General features: G+C 42.7%; 24 protein-coding genes. 17 read left to right on the forward strand and 7 right to left on the reverse strand.

The features are described 5' to 3' along the window. Window positions 1–3 precede the first annotated feature (3 nt). The 6 genes from DV872_RS07520 (at window position 4) to DV872_RS07545 (ending at window position 4,835) form a co-directional block, all read left to right on the forward strand. Complete coding sequence (locus tag DV872_RS07520) at window positions 4–573, forward strand: DUF3261 domain-containing protein (protein WP_147283121.1); 570 nt, start codon at window positions 4–6, stop codon at window positions 571–573. Further along, window positions 573–1,727 (forward strand): beta-ketoacyl synthase N-terminal-like domain-containing protein, encoded by a 1,155-nt coding sequence (locus tag DV872_RS07525; protein WP_114629248.1) that lies wholly within the window; start codon window positions 573–575, stop codon window positions 1,725–1,727. Before DV872_RS07520 ends, DV872_RS07525 begins: the two co-directional genes overlap by 1 nt. Beyond that, window positions 1,724–2,215, forward strand: a complete 492-nt coding sequence (locus tag DV872_RS07530; protein WP_114629249.1) for a thioester dehydrase — start codon at window positions 1,724–1,726, stop codon at window positions 2,213–2,215. The genes DV872_RS07525 and DV872_RS07530 overlap by 4 nt, the downstream gene beginning before the upstream one ends. Window positions 2,216–2,244: 29 nt before the next feature. Then, the gene (fabG, locus tag DV872_RS07535; RefSeq protein ID WP_114629250.1) at window positions 2,245–2,970 is read left to right on the forward strand and encodes a 3-oxoacyl-ACP reductase FabG; all 726 of its coding nucleotides are present in this window, start codon (window positions 2,245–2,247) and stop codon (window positions 2,968–2,970) included. After that, on the forward strand, window positions 2,967–4,196 hold the full coding sequence (locus DV872_RS07540; protein WP_114629251.1) for a beta-ketoacyl-ACP synthase: 1,230 nt from the start codon (window positions 2,967–2,969) through the stop codon (window positions 4,194–4,196). The genes fabG and DV872_RS07540 overlap by 4 nt, the downstream gene beginning before the upstream one ends. A 114-nt stretch (window positions 4,197–4,310) precedes the next feature. Then, window positions 4,311–4,835, forward strand: a complete 525-nt coding sequence (locus DV872_RS07545) for a thioredoxin family protein (RefSeq protein WP_158546876.1) — start codon at window positions 4,311–4,313, stop codon at window positions 4,833–4,835. A gap of 24 nt (window positions 4,836–4,859) precedes the next feature. On the opposite strand, the gene DV872_RS07550 is transcribed toward DV872_RS07545, so the two are convergent. Next, a complete protein-coding gene (locus DV872_RS07550; protein ID WP_114629253.1) occupies window positions 4,860–5,318 on the reverse strand; it encodes a YbgC/FadM family acyl-CoA thioesterase in 459 nt (152 codons plus the stop codon). A gap of 73 nt (window positions 5,319–5,391) precedes the next feature. Here DV872_RS07550 and DV872_RS07555 point away from each other — a divergent pair, with 73 nt between their 5' ends. The 5 genes from DV872_RS07555 to DV872_RS07575 all read left to right on the forward strand — a co-directional run bounded on the left by DV872_RS07555 (window position 5,392) and on the right by DV872_RS07575 (window position 8,457). Then, a complete protein-coding gene (locus DV872_RS07555; protein WP_114629254.1) occupies window positions 5,392–6,042 on the forward strand; it encodes a hypothetical protein in 651 nt (216 codons plus the stop codon). A gap of 54 nt (window positions 6,043–6,096) precedes the next feature. After that, on the forward strand, window positions 6,097–6,693 hold the full coding sequence (locus DV872_RS07560; protein ID WP_114629255.1) for a DUF4230 domain-containing protein: 597 nt from the start codon (window positions 6,097–6,099) through the stop codon (window positions 6,691–6,693). Next, window positions 6,690–7,439: a DUF4230 domain-containing protein gene (locus DV872_RS07565; RefSeq protein ID WP_114629256.1), complete on the forward strand. Its 750-nt coding sequence runs from the start codon at window positions 6,690–6,692 to the stop codon at window positions 7,437–7,439. The genes DV872_RS07560 and DV872_RS07565 overlap by 4 nt, the downstream gene beginning before the upstream one ends. After that, a complete protein-coding gene (locus DV872_RS07570; protein ID WP_114629257.1) occupies window positions 7,423–8,064 on the forward strand; it encodes a hypothetical protein in 642 nt (213 codons plus the stop codon). The genes DV872_RS07565 and DV872_RS07570 overlap by 17 nt, the downstream gene beginning before the upstream one ends. A 63-nt stretch (window positions 8,065–8,127) precedes the next feature. After that, the gene (locus tag DV872_RS07575; RefSeq protein WP_114629258.1) at window positions 8,128–8,457 is read left to right on the forward strand and encodes a hypothetical protein; all 330 of its coding nucleotides are present in this window, start codon (window positions 8,128–8,130) and stop codon (window positions 8,455–8,457) included. On the opposite strand, the gene DV872_RS07580 is transcribed toward DV872_RS07575, so the two are convergent. Together DV872_RS07580 and DV872_RS07585 are read right to left on the reverse strand one after the other, a co-directional pair. Then, complete coding sequence (locus DV872_RS07580) at window positions 8,458–8,790, reverse strand: ferredoxin-thioredoxin reductase catalytic domain-containing protein (RefSeq protein ID WP_114629259.1); 333 nt, start codon at window positions 8,788–8,790, stop codon at window positions 8,458–8,460. A 2-nt stretch (window positions 8,791–8,792) separates the two neighbouring features. Further along, window positions 8,793–9,098: a glutaredoxin gene (locus DV872_RS07585; RefSeq protein WP_114629260.1), complete on the reverse strand. Its 306-nt coding sequence runs from the start codon at window positions 9,096–9,098 to the stop codon at window positions 8,793–8,795. Window positions 9,099–9,259: 161 nt separating this feature from the next. Between DV872_RS07585 and DV872_RS07590 the strand changes: the two genes are divergently transcribed. Further along, window positions 9,260–9,586 carry a thioredoxin family protein gene (locus DV872_RS07590; RefSeq protein WP_114629261.1) on the forward strand — a complete coding sequence of 109 codons (327 nt, stop codon included), beginning with the start codon at window positions 9,260–9,262 and terminating at the stop codon, window positions 9,584–9,586. Here DV872_RS07590 and DV872_RS07595 read toward each other — a convergent pair. Further along, on the reverse strand, window positions 9,564–10,223 hold the full coding sequence (locus DV872_RS07595) for an HAD family hydrolase (protein WP_114629262.1): 660 nt from the start codon (window positions 10,221–10,223) through the stop codon (window positions 9,564–9,566). The genes DV872_RS07590 and DV872_RS07595 overlap by 23 nt on opposite strands. Then, entirely contained in the window at window positions 10,220–11,440 is a 1,221-nt protein-coding gene (locus DV872_RS07600) for an MORN repeat-containing protein (protein WP_147283122.1), read from the reverse strand. The genes DV872_RS07595 and DV872_RS07600 overlap by 4 nt, the downstream gene beginning before the upstream one ends. 160 nt (window positions 11,441–11,600) lie before the next feature. Between DV872_RS07600 and DV872_RS07605 the strand changes: the two genes are divergently transcribed. Both DV872_RS07605 and DV872_RS07610 read left to right on the forward strand, forming a co-directional pair. Continuing rightward, window positions 11,601–12,857, forward strand: a complete 1,257-nt coding sequence (locus DV872_RS07605) for a response regulator (protein WP_114629264.1) — start codon at window positions 11,601–11,603, stop codon at window positions 12,855–12,857. Between the two features lie 3 nt (window positions 12,858–12,860). After that, on the forward strand, window positions 12,861–15,281 hold the full coding sequence (locus tag DV872_RS07610) for a hybrid sensor histidine kinase/response regulator (RefSeq protein ID WP_114629265.1): 2,421 nt from the start codon (window positions 12,861–12,863) through the stop codon (window positions 15,279–15,281). A 47-nt stretch (window positions 15,282–15,328) separates the two neighbouring features. Here the strand turns inward: DV872_RS07610 and thrH are convergent, their stop codons facing one another. Next, on the reverse strand, window positions 15,329–15,934 hold the full coding sequence (thrH, locus tag DV872_RS07615; RefSeq protein ID WP_114629299.1) for a bifunctional phosphoserine phosphatase/homoserine phosphotransferase ThrH: 606 nt from the start codon (window positions 15,932–15,934) through the stop codon (window positions 15,329–15,331). Window positions 15,935–16,277: 343 nt separating this feature from the next. Between thrH and DV872_RS07620 the strand changes: the two genes are divergently transcribed. Both DV872_RS07620 and DV872_RS07625 read left to right on the forward strand, forming a co-directional pair. Then, the gene (locus DV872_RS07620; RefSeq protein WP_114629266.1) at window positions 16,278–17,603 is read left to right on the forward strand and encodes a solute carrier family 23 protein; all 1,326 of its coding nucleotides are present in this window, start codon (window positions 16,278–16,280) and stop codon (window positions 17,601–17,603) included. A gap of 227 nt (window positions 17,604–17,830) precedes the next feature. Further along, on the forward strand, window positions 17,831–19,810 hold the full coding sequence (locus DV872_RS07625) for a bacteriohemerythrin (protein WP_114629267.1): 1,980 nt from the start codon (window positions 17,831–17,833) through the stop codon (window positions 19,808–19,810). Here the strand turns inward: DV872_RS07625 and DV872_RS07630 are convergent. Continuing rightward, window positions 19,800–21,872: a bifunctional diguanylate cyclase/phosphodiesterase gene (locus DV872_RS07630; RefSeq protein WP_114629268.1), complete on the reverse strand. Its 2,073-nt coding sequence runs from the start codon at window positions 21,870–21,872 to the stop codon at window positions 19,800–19,802. The two genes, DV872_RS07625 and DV872_RS07630, sit on opposite strands and share 11 nt — an antisense overlap. 153 nt (window positions 21,873–22,025) lie before the next feature. On the opposite strand from DV872_RS07630, the gene DV872_RS07635 reads away from it, so the two are divergent. Next, on the forward strand, window positions 22,026–22,334 hold the full coding sequence (locus DV872_RS07635) for a hypothetical protein (protein WP_114629269.1): 309 nt from the start codon (window positions 22,026–22,028) through the stop codon (window positions 22,332–22,334). Window positions 22,335–22,536: the final 202 nt, after the last annotated feature.

A 22,536-nucleotide genomic window follows, 5' to 3' on the forward strand; every position in this document is an offset into this window, starting at 1 on the left:
TTATTGAAAAAAGCTTCCATATTACTGTTATGTGTTCTCATGTTTTCCTGTACAAGTGTAAAGAAAACAGATGATGAAATAAAGCCTGTTGTATATATTACTGACGACATACAGCTGGAATTGCCTGATCTTGAACTTTTGGATGAAAATCTGGAAATGCAGCAGATTATTGACGGCAGGTATAAGGATAAAACTTATACCATGCCGGCTTATCTGCTCCTCAACCGGCAGGAGATCAGCATTGTCGTTTTCACTGCTTTGGGGAATACCGTTTATGAACTGTATTATTCGGGTGGTGAAGTGAAATCTTCAGGACTCTCTTCTGTCGTTATTTCAAATCCTCTTTATATGATAGCAGACCTTCAGTTCTGCTATTATCCTGAAGATTCTCTTAAAGAGATAATGGATGATGCAGGAATAAGAATGGAGGTTCAGACCCTGGAAGGTGGATGGACCAGACAGTTTTTTGCCGATGATGATCTGATTATTGAAATAAAAAGAGTTAATAATATTCTGGAGTATACAAATTATCTTAGAGATTACAGTTATCGTATAGAGGAGTATCCTGTCTGATGGATCATATTTATATAAATGATATTGGAATTGTCAATTCCCAGGCATCAGGAAAAGAGGCTGTGCTTCGTGGAATCCTGAAGGGAGAACGTTCTTTTTCAAGTAAAAAAATTGATGATGTTTCCTATTCTGTCGGCTACTGTACAAGGGATAGTGATGACAAGAGGATTATATCCATTCTGAAACAAAGCTGTGAGGAGATTTCACCTGCAGTTAAACTCCTGAGTTCTAAATACGGCCGTGACAGAATTGCCGTGATTTTAGGATCCACTGATAATGGTTCAGAAGAGTCTCTGCGGGCTCACCGTGCCTATATTGAGAATGGCCGATTTCCAGAAGGGTATACCCTGAAAAATCAGCAGGCTGATTTTCCTGTGGAATTTGTTAAGAAATATTTTGAATTGAGTTCTCTGTCCATGGCAGTTTCAACAGCCTGTACCTCAAGTGCCGGTGCCATTGTAATGGCGCGTAATATGCTTCTGGCCGGAGTGGTAGATGCTGTCATTGCCGGAGGAGCAGATATAGTTTCTGATTCTGTACTTAAGGGGTTTATTGCACTTGAGGCGGTAGACCCTTCTGACTGCAACCCTTTCAGTAAAAATAGAAATGGTATAAATCTGGGAGAGGGGGCATGTCTGCTGGTTCTCTCAAGAGATAATTTCGGAGAGGAATCCATCGTACTGGCAGGCTGTGCTGAGTGTTCAGATGCTCACCATATAACTGCACCCGATCCTGAAGGAAGTGGTGCGGCGGCAGCCATGAAAGGAGCCCTGGATGATGCGGGAATTCAATCCCTTGATTACATAAACCTCCATGGAACCGGAACAGCCCTGAATGATGCAATGGAAGCCCGGGCTACTGATCTTATTTTTGAATCTTTACCTCCAGCGTCGAGCACAAAAAGTATGATTGGTCATACCCTTGGAGCAGCCGGGGCCATGGAACTGGGGATATGCTGGCTTCTTATGTCGTCTTTGAACGGAAAAAAACAGCTGCCTCCTCATCTCTGGGATGGAGAAACGGATGACTCGTTTCCTGATCTTGAGCTTTGCAGTAAGGAAATGACTGTAGCTCAGATAAACTCCTGTATGAGTAATTCCTATGCCTTTGGCGGCAGCAATGTAAGCCTGGTCATAAGAAAGGATTTATCATGAATGCTCTGACTCTTCCTTGCAGGAAACCGGAACTATTTAAATATTCACCTCATCAGTCATCAATGCTTTTGCTTGATCAGGCTATAGATTACAATCTTGACGATAGTTGTATCACCACATCTCTGGTGATAACTGAGACGAGTGAGTTTCTTGATCAAAAGCAGATGAAGATGCCCGTATGGGTTTCCTTTGAGTATATGGCTCAGAGTATTGCTCTCCTTTCGGGGATTGCCCATGTACAGACAGGGGGAGTTCCCAAGATCGGTTTTATTATGGGTGTGAGGGACTGCAGCATGGAACAGGCATGGTTCGAATTGGCCGATGAGGTGACAATCCAGGTTCTGGAGGAATTCCGGGAGGGAGATGTTGCTGTTTTTGAAGGCAGGGCTCTGGTTGGTGATAAGCTGTATTGCAGTGCTGTATTAAGTGTTGTTGAGAATAATAAAGAACTTATGGATCAGTGGACTGATAAATTTTCCATTGCATAAACAAGGTTCGATAAACAGGATAAAATAATATGAAGAAAAGAGTTTTGGTAACAGGGGCCAGTAAGGGAATCGGTCGGGCAATTGCTCTGGCTGCAGCCGAGAATGGATTTGATCTGGCTATTCATTACAATAAGGATATCAAGGGTGCGGAAGAGACAGCTGCTCTTGCAGCTGAACTGGGTGCATCCAGCTCCATACTGGGCTTTGATATATCAGACAGAGATAAATGTGAAAAAATCCTCACAGAGGATATGGATAAACTGGGTACATATTATGGTGTTGTCTGCAATGCCGGAGTCAGCTCTGATAACGCCTTCCCTTCTATCACATCAGAAGACTGGGATTATGTCGTTCATACTAACCTTGATGGATTTTATAATGTTCTCCATCCCCTGGTTATGCCCATGGTAAGGGCAAAGAAGGGCGGACGTATTATTACTTTATCATCAGTTTCCGGAATAATCGGAAATCGTGGACAGGTGAATTACAGTGCCTCCAAGGCGGGGATAATCGGAGCGACTAAAGCTCTTGCCGTAGAGTTGGGTAAAAGAAAAATTACGGTGAACTGTATTGCTCCCGGTGTTATTGAAAGTGATATGACCAAGGATATTCCCTGGGATCATATAAGCTCTTCTGTTCCTCTCAGACGCATGGGGAAACCAGAGGAAGTCGGCTCTCTGGCAGCTTTTCTATTATCCGATGGAGCTTCTTATATCAGCAGACAGGTCATTTCTGTGAACGGGGGAATGATATGAACAAACGTGTAGTAGTTACGGGTGGTGCAGCTATTACTCCCCTGGGGAGTGACTGGGACACTATCGAAGCCGGCTTGAGAGCTAAGGAAAATGCCGTTGTCCGTATGAGTGAATGGGACCGCTATGATGGTTTAAATACAAGGCTGGCCGCACCGGCTGACTGGACAGCACCCAAATATCCAAGAAAGAAAACCAGAGGAATGGGACGAGTTTCTTATATGGCTGTTCATGCAACTGAAATGGCTCTGGAAAAGGCAGGACTTATAGATCATCCTATTCTCACCAGCGGTAAAGCAGGAATATCATATGGTTCTTCTACGGGAAATGTGGATGCTCTTCTGGACTTTTACTCCATGCTTACGGACGATACAGTTCAGGGAATTTCAGCAACTACATATATAAAATCCATGCCTCAGACCTGTGCTGTGAATATCGGTGTGTTTTTCGGGCTTACCGGCCGGATGCTGACCTCAAATACAGCCTGTACTTCCGGCAGTATATCAATCGGATTGGGATATGAATCCATCCGTGAAGGTAAGCAGACTGTTATGCTATGCGGTGGAGCTGAAGAAATGGGTCCTGCCAATGCTGCAGTATTCGATACCCTCTTTGCCACCAGTACCAGAAATGATGCTCCTAAAACATCACCCAGTCCATTTGATAAAGACAGAGATGGTCTGGTTATAGGGGAAGGGGCAGGTACTCTAGTTCTTGAAGAGTATGAACACGCAAAAGCACGAGGGGCTAAGATATATGCAGAGCTTGTCGGTTTTGGAACTAATACTGATGGAGTTCATATTACGCAGCCTAATAAAGAGACCATGGAGCAGGCATTGCACCTTGCTCTTGAAAGCGGTGGATTGAAAGCGGATGATATTGATTATGTAAACGGCCATGGAACAGCCACTCAGCATGGAGATATTGCAGAGAGTCAGGCCACCCGGAATTGTTTTAAGAGAAAAATCCCCTATAGTAGCCTGAAAAGTTATTTTGGGCATACTCTTGGAGCCTGCGGGGCAATCGAATCCTGGCTGACTATCAATATGATGAATATTGGATGGATTGCTCCGAACCTGAATCTGAATGAGCTGGACAGCAACTGCGGGGAGCTTGATTATATACAGGAAGATGGAAGAGAATTTAATCCTGAATATGCAATGTGTAACAATTTTGCCTTCGGAGGAATAAACACCTCGCTTATCTTCAAAAAATGGGATCAGGAATAGTCTGACAGACGGTGGTATGCATTGTCGGATTGAGATAAACAGTTGTTTTTTCTGGAATTCTTTCGAATAAATATATATATTTAGAAGTATATGTTTAAGATTAAGGAGTCGTCAATGAAGAAGACTTTCAGAATAAGCCTGATATTGTTTTTTTTATCAGCATTTTCCGTCGCCGCAGAAAGCTATCCCCCCCAGGGCTGGAGTTCAGATATTCTGGAAGCCCTTGCCGAGTCTGAAGACACCGGTAAAGACGTACTTTTGAACTTTACAGGTTCAGACTGGTGCTCCTGGTGCCTCAAGCTTCGGGATGAAGTATTTGAGACCCCTAAGTTTAAGAAATATGCTGAAGAGAATCTGGTTTTGGTATTTCTCGATTTTCCTAATGGTATTGAACTCTCTGATGATGTTAAAAAACAGAATGAGCTGATGGCTCAGGTTTTCGGTGTTCAGGGATTCCCCACTCTCTGGCTTATGGACTCAGAGCAGGTTCCTATTATGAAGACCGGCTATCAATCCGGAGGGGTAGAAGCATATATCCGTCACCTTGAAGAAGATCGTCCTGCACTTGATGATGCAACAAAGAAAGAGTATCAGGACCTTATTCGCAAGGCTGTTAAAGATAATCTGGGAACCTGGTAACACTATATAATATCCGCTGTTGATTCAGCGGATATTTGATTTGGACGAGAGCATTTTCTCCCGGATTAATCCCTGCCAGTCCTTCGGCATTGCTGTGGGCTTTCCTTCACTGAGAGAGACACATCCCGTCTTGACCTTTATTTCACAGAGCAGTTCTTCTTCTCTATAAATATTCTGATCAAAAATAAGGGTGAATGTTTCACATTTTGTAATACTGGTTTTTATAGTAAGAGTATCATCCAGAAATGCAGGTCTGTTATAGCTTACATTCAGTGAGCGGACGACAAAGCCTATTCCCTGTTCCTGGAGGGGGCCTCGCTGCTCTCCGCCAAGCAGGCGTATCAGTTCACTCCTGGCATGTTCCGCCATTTCAATATAACGGCTGTGATAAACAACCCCGCCTGCATCTGTATCGCTGTAATAAACCCTCTTTAAAAGATTGTGGGTATTATCCTGTATTGTTCCTGATAAATTATCTTCCATGATCCTATTCTATAGTAGAGACCGACGGGTTGAAAGGCTTTCCAAGTTTTGTTCATTTCAGTAGAATACTTTTATGATATTAACAGTAAAAAAATTCCTAACAAACAAAGATAATGATTATGAAAGCATGACTTCCCGGGTTGGTCAGATGCGGATCTTTCTGGAGCATATTCTTGCCGGAAGAGTCCCTAATGAGAAGTACTCACAGGATTCTTTATTACAGTACTGCCGCTCTCTGGTGGAGGGGCAGAGAGATGGAATGGAGGGACTGGATGCCGGTTCCTGGAGTGTTTCACCTTCTCCTCTCGAGATTGCGGAAGATGATAAGAACGATTACCATTTTTTCCCGACATATATAGCCCTGGCTACTCTTGTTTTCTGCGGTGAAAAGGATTCCCGTGTTAAGGACATTCCAGGGTATGATGATGCTCTGAAAAAAGGATTTTCTTTTGCCGTATCATCTGAGCTGAACGGATACGGATTCAACAGTCTGTTTCAGCAGATGGAGGCCGTACTGATTCTCGGTTCCGGGGGCTGCCCGCGTTATCTTGTGAGCAATCCCGACAGCGGACCTGTAATGATCAGCCGGTTAAAGGAACTGGGCAATGATTTTCAGCAGCGTCTTGATAAAGATGATACGATTCTCTCCTTCGGCGGGGACTATAAGAGACAGTTTACACTGGCCTGTAAGCTCCTTGAGCCGCTGATGGAAAAATCTGTATAGTTTGCTGTTAAATAAATGATTGATTTCTTTTTCTCTTCGGGTTCATAATGAGTTATGACAGTCAGAAAAAAGAAGTCTTCTCCCTCTAAAATTACTCTGCCGGCTCTTTGTCTGCTTATTCTTTTACTTGCACTGCCCCTTTCTGTCCTTTACCTGACCAGGCAGAAAGAGCAGAAAAGGGTCAGTGAAATCAGAGGGCAGCTGGAGCAGCTGGGTGAACTGGTAACGGTTACCCAGTTGTACAGATCAGTTTTTTATACCAGAGAAAAAAAGAATTTTATCCAGGATAAATCCATTCTGTTTACAGCAGAGTTTATTGTTCAGGCCGGAGTGGATCTCTCTGAAGGTTTTGACCTCTCAGTAAAGGGCGGTCAGGCACGACTTATTCTTCCGCCTGGACGTATCTTTCTGGTTGATGCGGATGATACAAGTTTCAGACAAATCTTAATCAAAGAAAAATTCTCAAGTATCAATACCGGTGACTTCCTCCCTCTTGTCTCTGAAGAGGCAGACTCTATAGAAGAGCAGGCTGTGAATCAGGGACTTCCTGCTGCTGCCGAAGATAAGGCTGTCATTCTTATGAAAGGAATTCTCAGAGCTGCAGGTGTAGACAATATTCAGGTTGTATTTCGTGAGAGGGCAGGTATATGAAGACAATCCGGCTGATGATTATTCTACTGGTACTTTCTGTACTCCTCACTCTCCTTCTTCTTGTTCAAAAGGGAATCATCCGTTTCCCCTGGCAGCCGGAACGGATCACCCATGTTTATACAGAGCTTATCGAGAGCAGTGAAAGCTCACTATTGCAGACCGCTGAGTTTCGGTTCAAGCTTATCTTTCCCTATGATTTTGTGGATGAGGGTGATGAGGTTAACTGGCAGTTTCTGCAGCGGCAGTTTGAAAATCTTCCCGAAGAGTTTCCCATGCGGGCTTCGGAGGAATTCTATTTTGACAGAGAGATTCCCTTTATGTGGAAATATGCAGAATTATATGCTCTTTGTCGGGAGTGTGGAATTGATCCGGCGGGGAGAGGAGAAGACTTCATTGTTGTCTCAACCAGGACAAGAGCCGGTTTTAATTTTAATGAAGAATCTATTTTTCTTGATACAGAGCTTCCGGATGGAAAAGTGGTTTTGACCCTGCCCGGACCCGAAATAACTGCTATAATTATTGAAGACAGAATAGCTGAAGATGGCGGATATCCCGAGCTTGAGATGTCACCCTCCCAGTGGAGCCGTTTTATCACTGCATTGACTCCTGAAATCGCTAAGCTGGCAGTGGATGAGGGTATTCTGGATCTGGCGGAAGAAACAGCACGGTTTCTTTTAAGTGATTTATTCGGAGGAGCCGGTCTTAAGCTTCAGAGGATCGATTTTAATTATGAAACAGCTGAATAATAGGCTATGGATTGCAGTTCTGATCTTTTTTGTCCCATTTTTTCTTTGTGCAGAAACTGATTCTGCTCAGACATGGGGTATGAATAGAGATGAAGAGTTCGTCAGTATATATGATGATTTTGATGACGGTTCCTATGGACGTTCAGAGTACCGCTCTGTCTTCAGAACTGTAAAGATGTCGGCCTTTGCCCGTACAAAGACTCACCCCGTTGCCTCTCCCGCATGGGAAGAGACCAGTCATCTGACGGCAGTGGTTCTCTCTTCGGAGAGGGAGGAGGAGATTCGGCAGGGAGCCTATTCTCTGATTCTCAGGGAGATGGACGGAGTCTATTATTACAGTAGAGACGGGGTGAATTTCTCATTTACACTGGAGAAAGCAGGGGAAGAGATCCGAGCTGTACTTGAAGGGTATTATCAGGGTAGAAATGCTGATTGGCTGGAACCGGTCTGGAATCATTATCAGGAGAACTATATAATCAGAATTCATAGCGCCGAAAATATATTTGAACCTTGGCGGGAAGTTATTCAGTACAGAGAGGCTATTCTTATGGCAACACTGCTTGGAGACCGCGATCAGTGGCTCTGGGGGATTCATGACGGCAGCGATATTCTAAAACTGCCATAAGAAGTGTTGATTTTTTACCGGGCTTAGAGTTATAGTCTAGGCGGTTTTTAAGTGAGGTAGATTATGAAAAGCACAGACTTGGCCCGGAAAGACCGGGATTTAAAAAAAGCCAGAAAAAAAGAAGATGTTCTTCAGAGAAAAATGGAGAAAGGTGACCGGAAGATAGGTGAATACATCTCTGAGCTGGCCGATTTGTTTTTCCATGACGATGTTAAAATTTATAATATCGAATCCAGTGAAGATATAATGATGCTTCTGGAAGAGTTAAAAGAAGATCAGCCTGAAAAACAGTGGAATACTGTTCTGCGTAAGGCTATTAAAAAGACCAAGGTTAAAGAAAAAGATGCTGCCCTGAGTGAACTCAGAGCAATGGGAGATATTCCTGAGGATTGATCAGGGATATAGCTCCTCACCACGACGGTCCGGGATGGAACTCAGTTCCTTTCCCCGGCTGCTTTCTGAAATGAAGAGTCCGCAATAGCATTGCCCGAACTCTTCTACATCAGCTTTACAGTAGTCACAGGGGCAGCAGATGTCCCTGTCTTTTTTTTTGTCTCCCCAGGATTCACGACAGGGACAACAGTAATAGCCGAGGCTGTTATACATCTCCATCAGACCCTCTTTTATTGACTCGATATGATCCTTATCGGGATTTAGAAGAAGATCCTGCTTTACTGTGACAGCTTCGAGAAAAATCTGTACATCCTTTATTGTCTTCTCCCTCATGATTACTCTTGTTCCATTAGTTCTTTTTCCCAGGCAATGCGTATAAATCCTGTAAGAATCTCTTTATCGTCAATGATCAGGGTAGGATAGCTGAGACGCTTATCATACTTTTCTGTGAACTCAATTTTCATCTTCTTTTTCAGCTCAGTATCAATTTTGTCCAGAAACAGGTAGTCGTAGCTGAAATCATTGTCATCCAGAAACTGTTTTCCCTTTTTACAGAAGCTGCAGGTTGTTAATCCGAGAAGCGTCAGTTTGTGATCTGTTCTGCTTCCTTCACTTTTGCTAAAATCCACATTATCAAACATTATCATATTCTCCTGTATTCAAATTTCTGTTTTTCATTGTCTTAAGAACAGAATGATTGTAATTTTGTATAACTATATTGTAAGCGATTCAATCTGATTTTACAGTCTGAATTTTTGAATTGGCAGTGAAGTTTTGAATTTAATAAATGAGAGGAAATTTTATGAAAGATATGAAGAATAGAAGTGAATTTGACGAGGCCCTTGCCTCTGATAAATATGTGTGTGCCTTGTTTACAGCAGACTGGTGCCCCGATTGCCATGTGATCAAACCTATAATTCCTGAACTGGAGAAGGTCTATGGAGATGAATTTGACTTTATTTCCCTGGAGCGGGATGAGTTTCTTGATCTCTGCCAGGAGATGAATGTATTCGGAATCCCCAGTTTTATCTGCTACAGTAAGGGTGAGGAATGTGGCCGTTTTGTAAGTAAGGATGCCAAGACCAGAGAAGAGATCGAAGAATTTCTTAAGAAAACAGCAGCTTCCTGAACTCCTCAACAGTTTCCAGATAGTAGCTGCAGTGCTTCTTCATATACTCCCTGATTTCAGGGATATTGTGTCCCCAGCCTGCAGCCGCTATGGGAACCGAACTTCTGCGGCTCATTTCAACAGCCGGTTTCAGATCATCAAGAATAAGCACCTCTTCGGGCTTAAGTTTATAATGTCTTAATATCTCCAGAACAGGATAGGGATTGGGTTTTCGTTTTTCAGTATCAAAATCCCAACCGAATACAAGTTCCGGCAGATCTTCTGCATCTGCATGTTTATAGTCTCTGCGGATAAGATCCTCTTCAGAATGGGATACTACGGTAATTATACCGCCGCTGTTTTTATATTCTCTCAGTATATCCAGATACCCTGGAAAGAAGGGCGGAATATGCTGAGTAGTGAATTCTCTCCATATTCTGTACTCCTCCTTAACTTCTTCTTTTGAAAATCCGAGTTCTCCTGTCATGTATTCCATAATACCGGGAGAGAAGTTCTTTAACAGCCATCCATCCAGGGTTGCAGGTGCATGGCCGGGACGGAGCTGGCGCATGACTTCAATATGAGCCGGATAGTGGATGTGGGGTGTACTTTCGACTGATGTGTCATCATGGTCGAGTATGAGGCATCTGTATTTCAACTCTCTTCTCCCGGGTTCTCTGCGTTTTCAAGAAGTCCCTGATCGGTGCTTTTATTATGTTCAAAGAGTCCGGTGAATCTGGTTCCGTCACTCCAGGTGAATGATCCGATTCCATGCATCTCTCCCTGGACAAACTGACCCCTGTATCTGCTGCCGTTGGGCCACAGACATTCTCCTTCACCATGGGGCAGACCGTTTTTAAACTGTCCGGTGTAGCTGCTGCCGTTTTTATGAAGCAGGTTGCCATTGCCGTCCAAATGGCCGTTTGAGAATGTGCCGCTGTATCTGCTGCCGTCCCTTCCCCAGAATTCTCCCTGTCCGTCGGGGATATTGCTGCAGTTTACTGACCCTTTGTATCTGCCGTTTTTAAACATTACTTCGTTTTCAGCAGGGATGACTTCCTCTTCCTGGATCTCAATATCTGATTTTGCATCATCTATTGATTCGACTGTTGCCATAGCTGTTGTGGAAGGCTTTGATTCAAAATGATCGGGCAGGGATATGATGGTATCTTCCGGAGGTTCTGAATTACTACTCTGATTTTTGGCTGATTCCACTCCTGATGACGCCAGGGATATGTTTCTATAGAGGATTTCTATAATGACTGGATCCTGCTTCTCTTCAATCCGGTAGCTCTCTCTTTTCAACCAGTTTTCACCATGGAAGGCCGTATATTCGTATTTGGTCTGTTCCAGAATCATATTGTCCTGATTTATCACGGTCTCTTTGGATATAAGTCCCTGCATATTTCTCTTGAGACGGCAGCTTCTCAGTAGGACTCCCTCGGGATCTCTGATCTCCTTGAGGATCACATTCTTATATTCATCATAACCGTATGAACAGATGGTCTCCTGAATACCTGAAGACCATGTTGTTGTAAAGTTGAGTATGTCTTTATTGCTGTAGTGGTAGCTGATCTTTTCATCATCCTGAATTTCAGTCAGAAGTCTGCCTGCAGAGTATTGATAAATGCGTTCACGGCTGATCTGTTCGTCATTTCTGACTTCCACTTCTTTTTCCAGAAGATGGTCATCATTGTAGTGGTAGAAGGTCGTTTTTCGAGATTCCTGTCTCTGGATAAGAAGACCGCTGTTGTCGTAAAAGAGTTTGGCTACAAAGAGCCTCTGTTCTTCCTGTTGTGCCGGCTGATCCGGATCGGGTCTGACTGATTCGATGGTCATTGAACTCAGTTTTCCACGGCAGTTGAACTCTTCCATAAAAGGATTATGGTTTGAAAAGCAGAAAGATTCAATCGATTCTTTTTCGGTATTTAGAGACAAAGGGTTGAAGTAATAGAAGACAAGTCTCAATTTATCCCTTTCTAAAACCGTTAATAAGAGTGTATATTAAAAATACACCACAAAAGGTTCCTTATAAATGAAAAAAGTTCTTATAATCGATGATGCATCCATGTACCGTGAGTTCATGCAGTCTCAGCTGACCAATTATGGCTTTGATGTTAATGCAGCCATTAATGGACTGGACGGAGTGTCCAAGATAAGAAGTTTCATGCCAGACGTCATTATTATGGATTATTTGCTCTCCCGTAAAAGCAGTCTTGATGTACTCAAGGACAAGATGCGGGACCCCAATGCCAAGGATCTCCCTGTTATTATGTGTTCTGCCAATGTGGACCGCAAGAAGATCCTGGAAGTCGCTCCCTATGGTGTAAAAAAATTCCTGAATAAACCCATTAAGATAGATGCTCTTCTTGCAGCTCTTTCAGAGATACTGGGTGTGGACATCAGGGTGGATGAAACTCCCTGTCTTCTTGATGCTCATCTTAATGATCAGATTCTCTTTATTGAGATTGCCAGGGGTTTTAATAACGAAAAGATCAGTCTTCTTCAATATAAAATTGCCGAACTCCTGAAGCTCTATAAGGTTCAGTATCCGCGGATTCTGATTCTTTTGACAGATATTCAGATGCGTCCCGAGGATAAGCCGAAACTGGACCGTCTGCTTGGAGAGGTTGATAAATTTGTTGACTCCTTCAATCAGGTTCGTATCCTCACTCTTGATGAGGATATCAAGAATTATATCAAATATCATATGGAGTATAAGTCAATTGAAATTGCACCTTCTCTTGAGAAGGCTGTGAGCGGACTCCTGGGAATCAAAGGCCTTGAGTCAATGACATCGGAACAGGATGGTGTTCAGGATGTACTCCTCTCCTCTAAGGATGATCAGAGGGGAAATGAGGTTTTTCAGCTTAATTTTCAGGATGAAGGAAGAAACATGACTGAAGGCCTGAAAAGCAGGAATCTTAAAGTTGCTGTTGTTGATGATGACTTTATTGTTCATAAAATCGTAGCTAAGGCCAGTGAAAAAACCAGCTGGTCCATGAGCTATTATTCAAACGGGAGGAAATTCACAGAAGATCTTGCACAGAAGAACTTTGATTTTCTTCTTCTGGATCTCATGATGCCGGATATGGACGGTTTTCAGGTGATGGAGTATCTGAAGAAGAATTCTATAATCATTCCCACAATCATACTGTCGGCTTTGACAAAAAAAGAGAGTGTCCTCAAGGCGAGAGTGCTGGGGGTTAACAGTTATCTGATTAAACCACTTAAACCGGAGGGAATTATTGATAAGATTATTGATGTCCTGGCCAATCAGAATGCGGAATAGCAGATGGCGGAAAAAAAGAAAAATATCAATTGGCAGGAACTCTTTAATCAATTTCCCCGGGCCATTGCGGTATTAGGGAATGACGGGACAATTCTCTATGGAAATGACCGTTTAAAATTTCACTACAAAAAATGGGGAGAAAGTCTTACTTTCCGTTATGAACCTGTCCGCAAAGAGTGGCAGGATTTTCTTGCAGCCTTCCTGAAGGGACAAAAGCCGCACGATCAGATTATTGTTATTGTTCCTGATAACACAGCCAACAAACGATGGTTCTCGATCAAGCTGACAAGAAGCAGCAGTAATTCCCGAATTTTTATGCTGGAAGAAGATATCACTGATCAGCATATTTATGAACAGAATTTGAAGAAAGCAAGGGATGCAGCCGAGCAGGCTACAAGAACCAAGTCAGAATTCCTGGCAAATATGAGTCATGAAATACGTACCCCTATCCATACCGTAATCGGAATGTCTGAACTGATGAATCTGACAAAGCTTGATCAGGAACAGGAAGAGTACAGCTCTCAGATTCGTTTCTCAGCGGATGTCCTTCTCTCCCTCATCAATGATATTCTCGATTTTTCCAAGATTGAAGCCGGGCAGCTTGAGTTGGAATATACCTCCTGTAATCTTCAGGAGCTAATGGAAGATTCCTTGGACCTTATTGCCCTGGAAGCCCATAAGAAGACTGTGGATGTAGGACTTTATGCAGAATCCGGAACAGATTTTCAGGTTGAGGGTGATCCTACAAGATTACGGCAGGTTGCTGTGAACCTGACCAATAATGCAGTAAAATTCACCCAGAAGGGACAGGTAATGATTTACCTGACCAGACTGGAGCAGGATGCCCGTTCAGTAACCATCAAGGTTTCTGTTAAAGACAGTGGAATAGGAATTCCTGAAGAGAAGAAACAGAGACTCTTTGAGGCATTTACACAGGCCGATTCATCCACAACCAGACGTTTCGGCGGAACCGGTCTGGGGCTGACAATATCGAAGAACCTGGTTGCCCAGATGGGGGGAGATCTTCAGGTTGAAAGCGAGCCAGGTGTGGGTTCTGAGTTTTTCTTTACCCTCACATTTCCACGGGCCGTTCCATATAGAACAGTAGCAGCCGGGTTTGAATTCGGTGAAAATCTTAAGAGTCTGTCAGTACTCCTTGTGGATGATAATCAGAGTATTCGTGAATCCCTTACATCCTATCTTGAAAGCTGGGGTTGTATTGTGGATCTTGCCGGTGGAGGGCGTGAGGCTATCAGTATGATGGAAGGCAGGACTGCAACAGAGAAGCCCCATTATGATCTGTGTATCTGTGATCAGATGATGCCTGAGATCGACGGCTGGCAGCTGGCCAGTGAAGTCCGTGCAGACAGTGCTCTTGCCGATACCAAGATGATTCTTATGTCTCTTAAGGGCCGGGGCACGGAAGAGGCTAAAATGAAGCTTCTGGGCTGGTTTTCCGCCTATATCACCAAGCCTGTAAGAAAGAAGGATCTCTGGGATAAGTGTATTCTTGCTCTGTTTCCTGAACAGGCGGAACTGGGAGATCTTGAGGAGCTTGAAGAACTGGAAGATCTGGAAGATCTTGATAAGGCTGAAGGAATAGCCAGGTCAGGGAGTGAACCTGGGAAGAAAGAGGGGCTTATCCTTATTGCGGAGGATCATCCTGTAAACAGAAAGCTATTCGAATCAATTCTGGTGAAGCAGGGCTATTCTGTTATCCTGGCGGAGAACGGTCAGGAAGCACTGGATATGGCAAAATCGGAATCACCTGATCTTATCTTCATGGATTGTCAGATGCCCGTAATGAACGGATATGAATCTACAAGGCAGATACGTGAAGAGGGGATGAAAATCCCTATCATTGCAGTTACTGCCAATGCCATGCAGGGAGAGCAGGAGAAATGCTTCCGTGCCGGAATGAATGATTTTCTACCAAAACCCTTTAAGAACAAGGATCTTCTGCCTGTTCTTAAGACCTGGTATAAACCAATGGGATCAAGTGATGTGGAAGATCTGGAAGTACTGGAAGTACTGGAGGATTCAGCGGAAGTTAATGGGCCTCAAAAGAGTGAGAAGGCTCCGGTATTTGATTTCAACCAGGCCATGGATACTTTTATGGATGACCGGGATCTGCTTATTTCATTACTTGAACCCTATATGGATCAGGTAGAAGGGCAGTTGAAGGCATTGTCGGTTCAGGGTGCTCTGGAAGATATGGATGAAGTCAGGGCTATCGCCCATTCAATAAAAGGCAGCTCCAGGAATCTTTCCATGCTGGATCTTGGTAACAAAGCGGAATTACTGGAACATGCAGGACGTGACGGTGATCTGGATACTGCAGTGAGCGCTCTCCCCCGGGTGGCCGAAGCCTTTACCCGGGTTAAGAAGGTTGTCATGAAGATTCTGGAGAAAGAACCTTCATGATCCAGTTTGATCAGATCCTGTCTCTCCTCCCAGAATGAAAAAAATCATTACTGATCAATAAACTCATTTACCGCTGCCAGGAGATCTTTATACTCATCTACGGCTTTTATTTCAGGATTTTCTTTTTTGATTGAATCGGGAGAGCGGAAGAAGAGACCTTTGTCCGCAGTCTTAATCATTGTGAGATCGTTGTATGAATCTCCGGCGGCTAATGTCTCAAAACCACTTGAATGGAAGGCTTCAATTGCTTTTTTCTTCCCGTCTTTCTGTCTGAGGCTGTAACCGGTGATTCTGTCTTTTTCATCAACAATCAGGGTGTTGCAGAAAAGGGTGGGCCACTCCAGTTTCTTCATAAGAGGAGATGCAAACTGATCAAATGTATCTGATAAAATTATCATCTGTGTCCGGGAGCGGAGAGCCATGCTGAATTCATAGGCTCCCGGTAATGGGTCCATAGTTGCGATAACTTCCTGTATATCTTTAAGTTTCAAATTATGTTCTTTGAGAATACCCAGGCGTTTATTCATCAGAACATCGTAATCCGGAATATCCCGGGTAGTAAGCTTCAGCTCTTCTATTCCTGTTTTCTTGGCAACATTTATCCATATTTCGGGGACCAGAACACCTTCCAGATCCAGGCAGACTAATTTCATTTTATAATTCCTCCAGGGGCAGATTGCGGATGCCTGATCATTGTAGCCTGTCAAAAGCAGCAGGACAAGTGGAGTGGCTCTCATGCATCAGTCCGGAGAATCAATTGAACATCAAAACTACTAAGGTCAGACCTTTCTATTGACCAATCTTATTCTTAAATGATAGATTCCCTTTTGATGAATATATTGAATCTGAACGTGGACACATACTGCCTTCAGCTTCCTATTTATAATATACCTATTCAGCCCTGATATTGTTATCAGGGCTTTTTTTTGGCTTTAGCAGAATCCTGGTTCTTCAGTGTGAACAGGAATCTGAAATAATAAATTATATGGAGGCTTTATGTCAGAAGTTAGAATAGACGTACAGGATAAACCTGTACTCAAAGAGTGGATACCCCTGAGTATCCAGCATGTTTTTGCCATGTTCGGTGCAACCGTTCTGGTTCCAATGCTTACAGGACTCAGTCCCTCAGTGGCTCTTTTTACATCAGGTATCGGTACACTCCTGTACATCTTTATCACAAAAGGTAAGGTTCCCGCCTACCTGGGTTCCTCGTTTGCGTTTATAGCCCCTCTGATCGCTATCAGCTCTTCCCCTGATTTCGGGGTTGCCTACGCACTGGGTGGATCCTTCTGTGTCGGTCTTTTCTATTGTCTGATCTCATTGATCATCAGCCGTTTCGGTATAGGTTGGATGGACAGACTTCTGCCCCCAGTTGTTATCGGTTCCATCATTATTGTAATAGGACTGAAGCTTGCCCCTGTTGCCATGGACATGGCTATGACCGGCGGTTCCGGTACATACAGCCTGGCACTCTTCAGTATCGCCATTGTAACCCTGGCAATAGCCGTTGTATCGTCAATTGTCCTTAAGGGATTTTTCAATGTGATTCCTATTCTTATCGGAATCATAGGCGGATATGTGTTTACACTGATTATGGGTGCATTCTTTCCCGCATATCATCTTATCGATTTCAGCGGAGTTAAGGCGGCTGCATGGTTCGGTCTGACCAAACCTGTAATGCCAAAGTTTCACTGGGTTCCCATCCTGACTTTTCTTATTGTCTCTCTGGCTACTATTGCCGAACATCTGGGAGACACCCTGGTGCTCAGTAAGGTTGTAGGAAGGGACTTCTATAAAGATCCCGGTCTCCACAGAACTCTTGCAGGTGACGGTATTGCAACCTCTTTTGCTGCTCTTTTCGGTGGACCACCCAATACTACCTACGGTGAGAATATCGGTGTAATGGCTATTACCCGTGTTTACTCTGTATGGGTTATCGGCGGTGCGGCTGTGCTTGCGCTTGTTCTTTCATTTATCCAGAAGTTCGGTGCCCTGATTCAGACTATTCCCGTACCTGTTATGGGTGGAGTCAGTATGATGCTCTTTGGTATCATTGCTTCTGCGGGTATCAGAACTCTTGTAGAGAGCGGTGTGGACTACGGTGAAAAGCGTCACCTGACAATATCTTCTGTAATCCTGGTTATCGGAATCGGCGGCGGAATGGTTAAGTTTCCCATCAACAGCGGACTCAATTTTGAATTAAGCGGTGTTGCTCTTGCTGCTCTTGTCGGTATAATTCTTAACCTGGTTCTTCCCAGGAGTCTGGATGATATTCCCGAAGAGACGGCAGAAGAGATGATTCAGGATAAACTGAATCAATAATCTCAAGGTATTCTGCAAAATAGACATTTTAATTGATTTTGCATAAATCATATATGATTATTAAAAAACCGGTTGCCCTGGGGCGCCGGTTTTTTTAGTATATAATCCATCTCCCAAGCTCAATACCTGTGGCATAACAACCGATGGTTATAGGGGAACTTTCTCTTAAAAATCGTATGATATTTTATGGGTTGTATGTTTAATATCGAAAAATTTGGAGTTAATCAATGCCTCTGATAATAGTAAGTATATTACTGGTCCTGAGTCTGATTCTGTTGTTTATAACCATTCTAAGAAGGGATAAAAGCATACATGCCATGGTTAAACGTTTGGAGGCAGGCAGGACGGGCAGTCCTCTTTCCAAAGAGAAAGTTTCTATTCCCTTTGTGGAACTCAGAGATGCTCTGGATCAGAATTCTCTGGCAGTGGGCAATCTTGTCCGCCAGCAGGAAGAAAGTATAAGCCGCAGTGAACGTGCGGGAATGCGTCTGTCCAGGAATATTGAAAAAGCCGTTATTTCTGCATCCCAGATCAGTATCAATACTGAGGGTAATCGGCAGAGTGCCTATAAATTATTTGAAAGTGTAACCGAAGGATCCGCTGCCATTGAGGAAATCCATGCCTCCCTGGGCAGTTTTAGAAAACAGAATGACAGACAGAACCAGTCTATCTCAGAGACCGCGGCCGCTATCGGGTCTATGAATGATTCCATACAGGAAGTTTCAGGTATTGCCTCCTCACGTCAGGAGAGAGTCAACCATCTTATCAAGGTAACCTCCGACGGAAGCGAAAAAATTCAGGAGAATGAAGAGGTTATCCGGAATATTCAGAAACAGGTAGATGATGTACTCTCCCTGATTACAGTTATTAATGATGTTGCTTCCCAGACAAATCTTCTTTCCATGAATGCCGCGATTGAAGCGGCCCATGCGGGAGACGCCGGGAAGGGTTTTGCCGTTGTAGCCGAGGAGATAAGAAGTCTGGCTGAATCAACTGCACAGAATTCCCTGAGTATTTCTGATACTCTGAACAAGCTTGTAGCCCAGATCAATAGGGCCGGTACTATCAGCCGTGAGAGCGGCGAGTCTTTCAGAGAGATTGAGAACGGTGCAGAAACAGTCTCTGAAGCCTTCACCGAAATACATAGAAATACGGATTCCCTTCTCAGCAGTTCAGAGCAGCTTTCACAGGCTACCAGGGACCTGCAGGAGATTTCTGCAGAGGCAACTGCCAGTGTCCATGAGATAGAGCTGGGCTCTGAAGATATAAATAAAGTTCTTCTGGATTCAAAGAGAATTGCCTCGGACCTGAGGGATGATATGCAGCAGCTTACCGATGAGTCCAGGGTCTCAAACTACAACCTGACAAAGGTCTCAGGATCTTATCTTAAAAGTAATGAAGCCATCCTTGAGATTATGGAAGCCCGTAGTCAGTATCTCGGGCAGAAGAACGAGCTTGAAAACAAACTCTTTATTTCTAATTTGATGGTGGCTCATGTTAACTGGATGGGACTGGCCAGATCCATCCTGGATGGAAAGCTGAATGAGAATGATATCAAAATCCTCGATGATAGACATTGCCGTCTTGGTAAATGGATCTACAGCCGTGGTGAAGAGTATATAGGAGACTCTGTTAAATATAATAAACTGAAGACTCTCCATAGCAGACTTCATGAAAGTGTTCACGAGATTGTAAAATTAAAAAATACCGGAAATTCTGCGGATGCTGAGATTGAGTTTCGTAGTTTGACTGAATTATCCCAGGAGATTGTTCAGATCATAATGACTCTGGGATACTCTGATTTTATCAGCTGGAATGATAATTTAAGTGTAAAAGTCAATGAATTTGATCAACATCATAAAAAATTATTGAAGCTGATTTCTGCACTCTTTGCCCGAATGGAGGAAGGATCAGGGAATGATGTACTTGCGAAGACTTTGAGTGAACTGATTGATTATACTGCATACCATTTCGGGGCCGAAGAAAAGAATTTCAAAGAGTATAATTATCCCGATTCTGAAGCTCATATTAAACAGCATAATATACTGGTAAGCAAGGCTAAAGATCTGCACCGGGGAATTACTGATAATGAGGGTGTACTGAGTATCGAGGTTCTTGATTTTCTGCAGGACTGGGTAGTTAATCATATTAATAAAACGGATAAAAAATATACAGAATTTTTTAAAGGAAAAAAGATCAGATTATAACTTCATTTTCAGTTGTACTGACCTTTTTGAGGTCTCTGAGGATCAGGGGTTTATGGAAATAATACCCCTGATAATACTCACATCCCTGAGCTTTGAGGATCTTGAACTGTTCTGCAGTTTCCACACCTTCCACTATGGTTTTTAATTCAAGTGCAGCAGCCAGATCAACTATTGTTTTTACAATAGAGACTGTCTGTTTGTTTTCCGTAATATCATCAATAAATGACTTATCAATTTTAATGACGTCAACAGGCATTTTCTGCAGATGCTGTAGGGATGAGTAACCTGTACCGAAATCATCCAGAGCCACAATAATTCCCAGACTGCGTAACTGATTCATCATGGTAAACACTCTGTTGTAGTTGCTTATAAAGGTTGTTTCCGTTACTTCTACTTGAATTTTTGATGTATCAACAGCATGGTATTCAAAGCTGTCCCTGATAAATTCATATAATCCGTTTGAAAAAAGTTGAGCAGGGGAGATATTGAGACTGATCACTGCATCGGGGAGAAATTCCCTTATAAGGAGATGGTCTTTAAAAAACAGATTCAGGATGAGCTCTCCCAGTTCGGGCATCAGTCCCGCTGCTTCTGCTACCGGAATAAACTCTGAGGGCGGTCTGGCATGTCCTGTGGCATGATTCCATCGAATAAGAGCCTCCAGAGAGCTTATTACTCCCTCACTGTTTACGATGGGCTGATACATAAGATGGAATTCATTATTTCTGATTCCCTCTTTAAGATTCATAACCATTTTGATCCGGTTTACCACTTCATCTTCCAGGCTTGTGTTGAAAACTGTCAGTCCTGTTTTAAAATGTTTGGCCTTTCTCAGGGCACTGGAACAGTTTTTCAGCATATCATCAACATTCAAAGTGTCTCCCATGCTTCTGAAAAGACCTGCAGAACAGTTCAGGGAATATGTATGGTTTTCGGTAATAATCGGTTCAGAAATCCATTTCTGAATAGTCAGTGTGGATTCAATGCATTTTTGTTCACTCTCAGAGAAAGGATTGAAAAATGCGAACTCGTCTCCACCGAAACGGTACACCGACATTCTCTGATTAAGACGTGAAATGAAAAGGTTGGCAATTTCACTGAGAATCTCATCACCTTCAGCACTGCCGAATGACTCATTGATATCTCTGAAATTATTAATGTTGATCAGGATCAGAGTGGAACCTTTCAGGCCCCCTGATTTTTTTATCTCTTCGGCATCTCTGAAAAAAGCATGTCGGTTGGATAAACCTGTAAGTTTATCTATATAAACCATGGAGTAGAGTCTCTTATCGCTTACCTGCAGCTTTTTCTGAGTCTCTTCTGTATCTCTGGCTCTCGTGAGGAACATTCTGAAAATCGCCCAGATTACGGAAACCGTAAATACCATAAGTCCCGTATTTGTTCTCGAATAGTCACCATAATTGAAAGGGGGAAAGAATGATCCAAAAAGGGTTTTGGAGATGGCAGAGCTGAAGAACAATATTGAAATAAGAATCCCCAGCATAAGGGTTCTCATCTCATTTGATCTATTTACTCTTCGTACCGCAGTTATAGAGGTCCAACCCATGTACAGAATCAGAGGAAAGAGAATCACTTCAGAAATCATATAGATGATACCCGGTTCTCCCCTGAATGCAGTCAGAGGTGAATCTTTGAGATGCCTGAGGCTATCGGTATAGAGTTCTGGAAGAAAGACGGCCGTTAACAGGAGAACTGCTGTCAGCACCTTGCAGGCAGTGAATACTTTTTTGTTAAACAATTCATATGACGGACTGACATCAAAATAGGAATCAATAAAATATGGGATGGCAATGAAGTATCCCAACCGGATTATCTGCTGAATATAATCAGTAATTAATGAGGCTTGGAAATGTCCTGTTCCATCGAAAAGAACAACCAGTATCTCAGAGATGTTATAGAGAAGAGACACAGAGGTCATGAATAATACTGATTGATATTTTCTTTCGGGGAAGCGGAGTGCTGTTGATAAAAAAAGCAAGAAACCACCGGATAAAAGACCGAAGGAGAAATAAAGAATAAATAGATTTAAATTGAAGGCCATTTGAGTACTGATTTTTCCTGTAAAAATACTATAAAATTTATTAAAAAATTTACTATTAAAAAAAATTGTTATTAAATTTTTATTTATTAAACAATTTATAGTATATTTAAAGTTAATAATTAAGATGAAAACTATCAATAAAGGAGATTTCTTATGGCTAGAGCTAAAAAAACAGAAGTATTTAAGAATCTATATGAAAAATTATCAATCGAAGAAATGAGAGTTCTTAGAACAGAATTGGATTATGCTATCAAAACTCAGGTACGGGAAGAGGAGAAGAAGGCTCAGGAAGAAGAAGCAACAAAACTGAGAGATACACTTAAGATTCATGATAAAATTAAGTTTCTGGTAAAGAAAGAAACCAAAGAGGGAGAGATAGTTACAATCTCTGTTGATAAGGTTCAGGTCATGATGACCGGCGGAATAAAGAAAACCGTTCTCTACCAGAAAATAATCAAATAAAATCATCTTTTAAGAAGCTGATAAATACTTTTTCAGGAAAAATAATTTCCTGAATCTTGATACCGCCGGCAGCTGTTTGCAGCCAGCGGTATTTTTTTTCTATAAACGAAAAACAACTCTTGTGGATTATCGATACGTGCTGCTAAAATGATACGTATATAAACAATAATACGTATTTATATATAAATACGTGCAGGAGTCT

The organism is Oceanispirochaeta sp. M1 (assembly GCF_003346715.1).
In the GTDB taxonomy this organism is placed as follows: domain Bacteria; phylum Spirochaetota; class Spirochaetia; order DSM-2461; family DSM-2461; genus Oceanispirochaeta.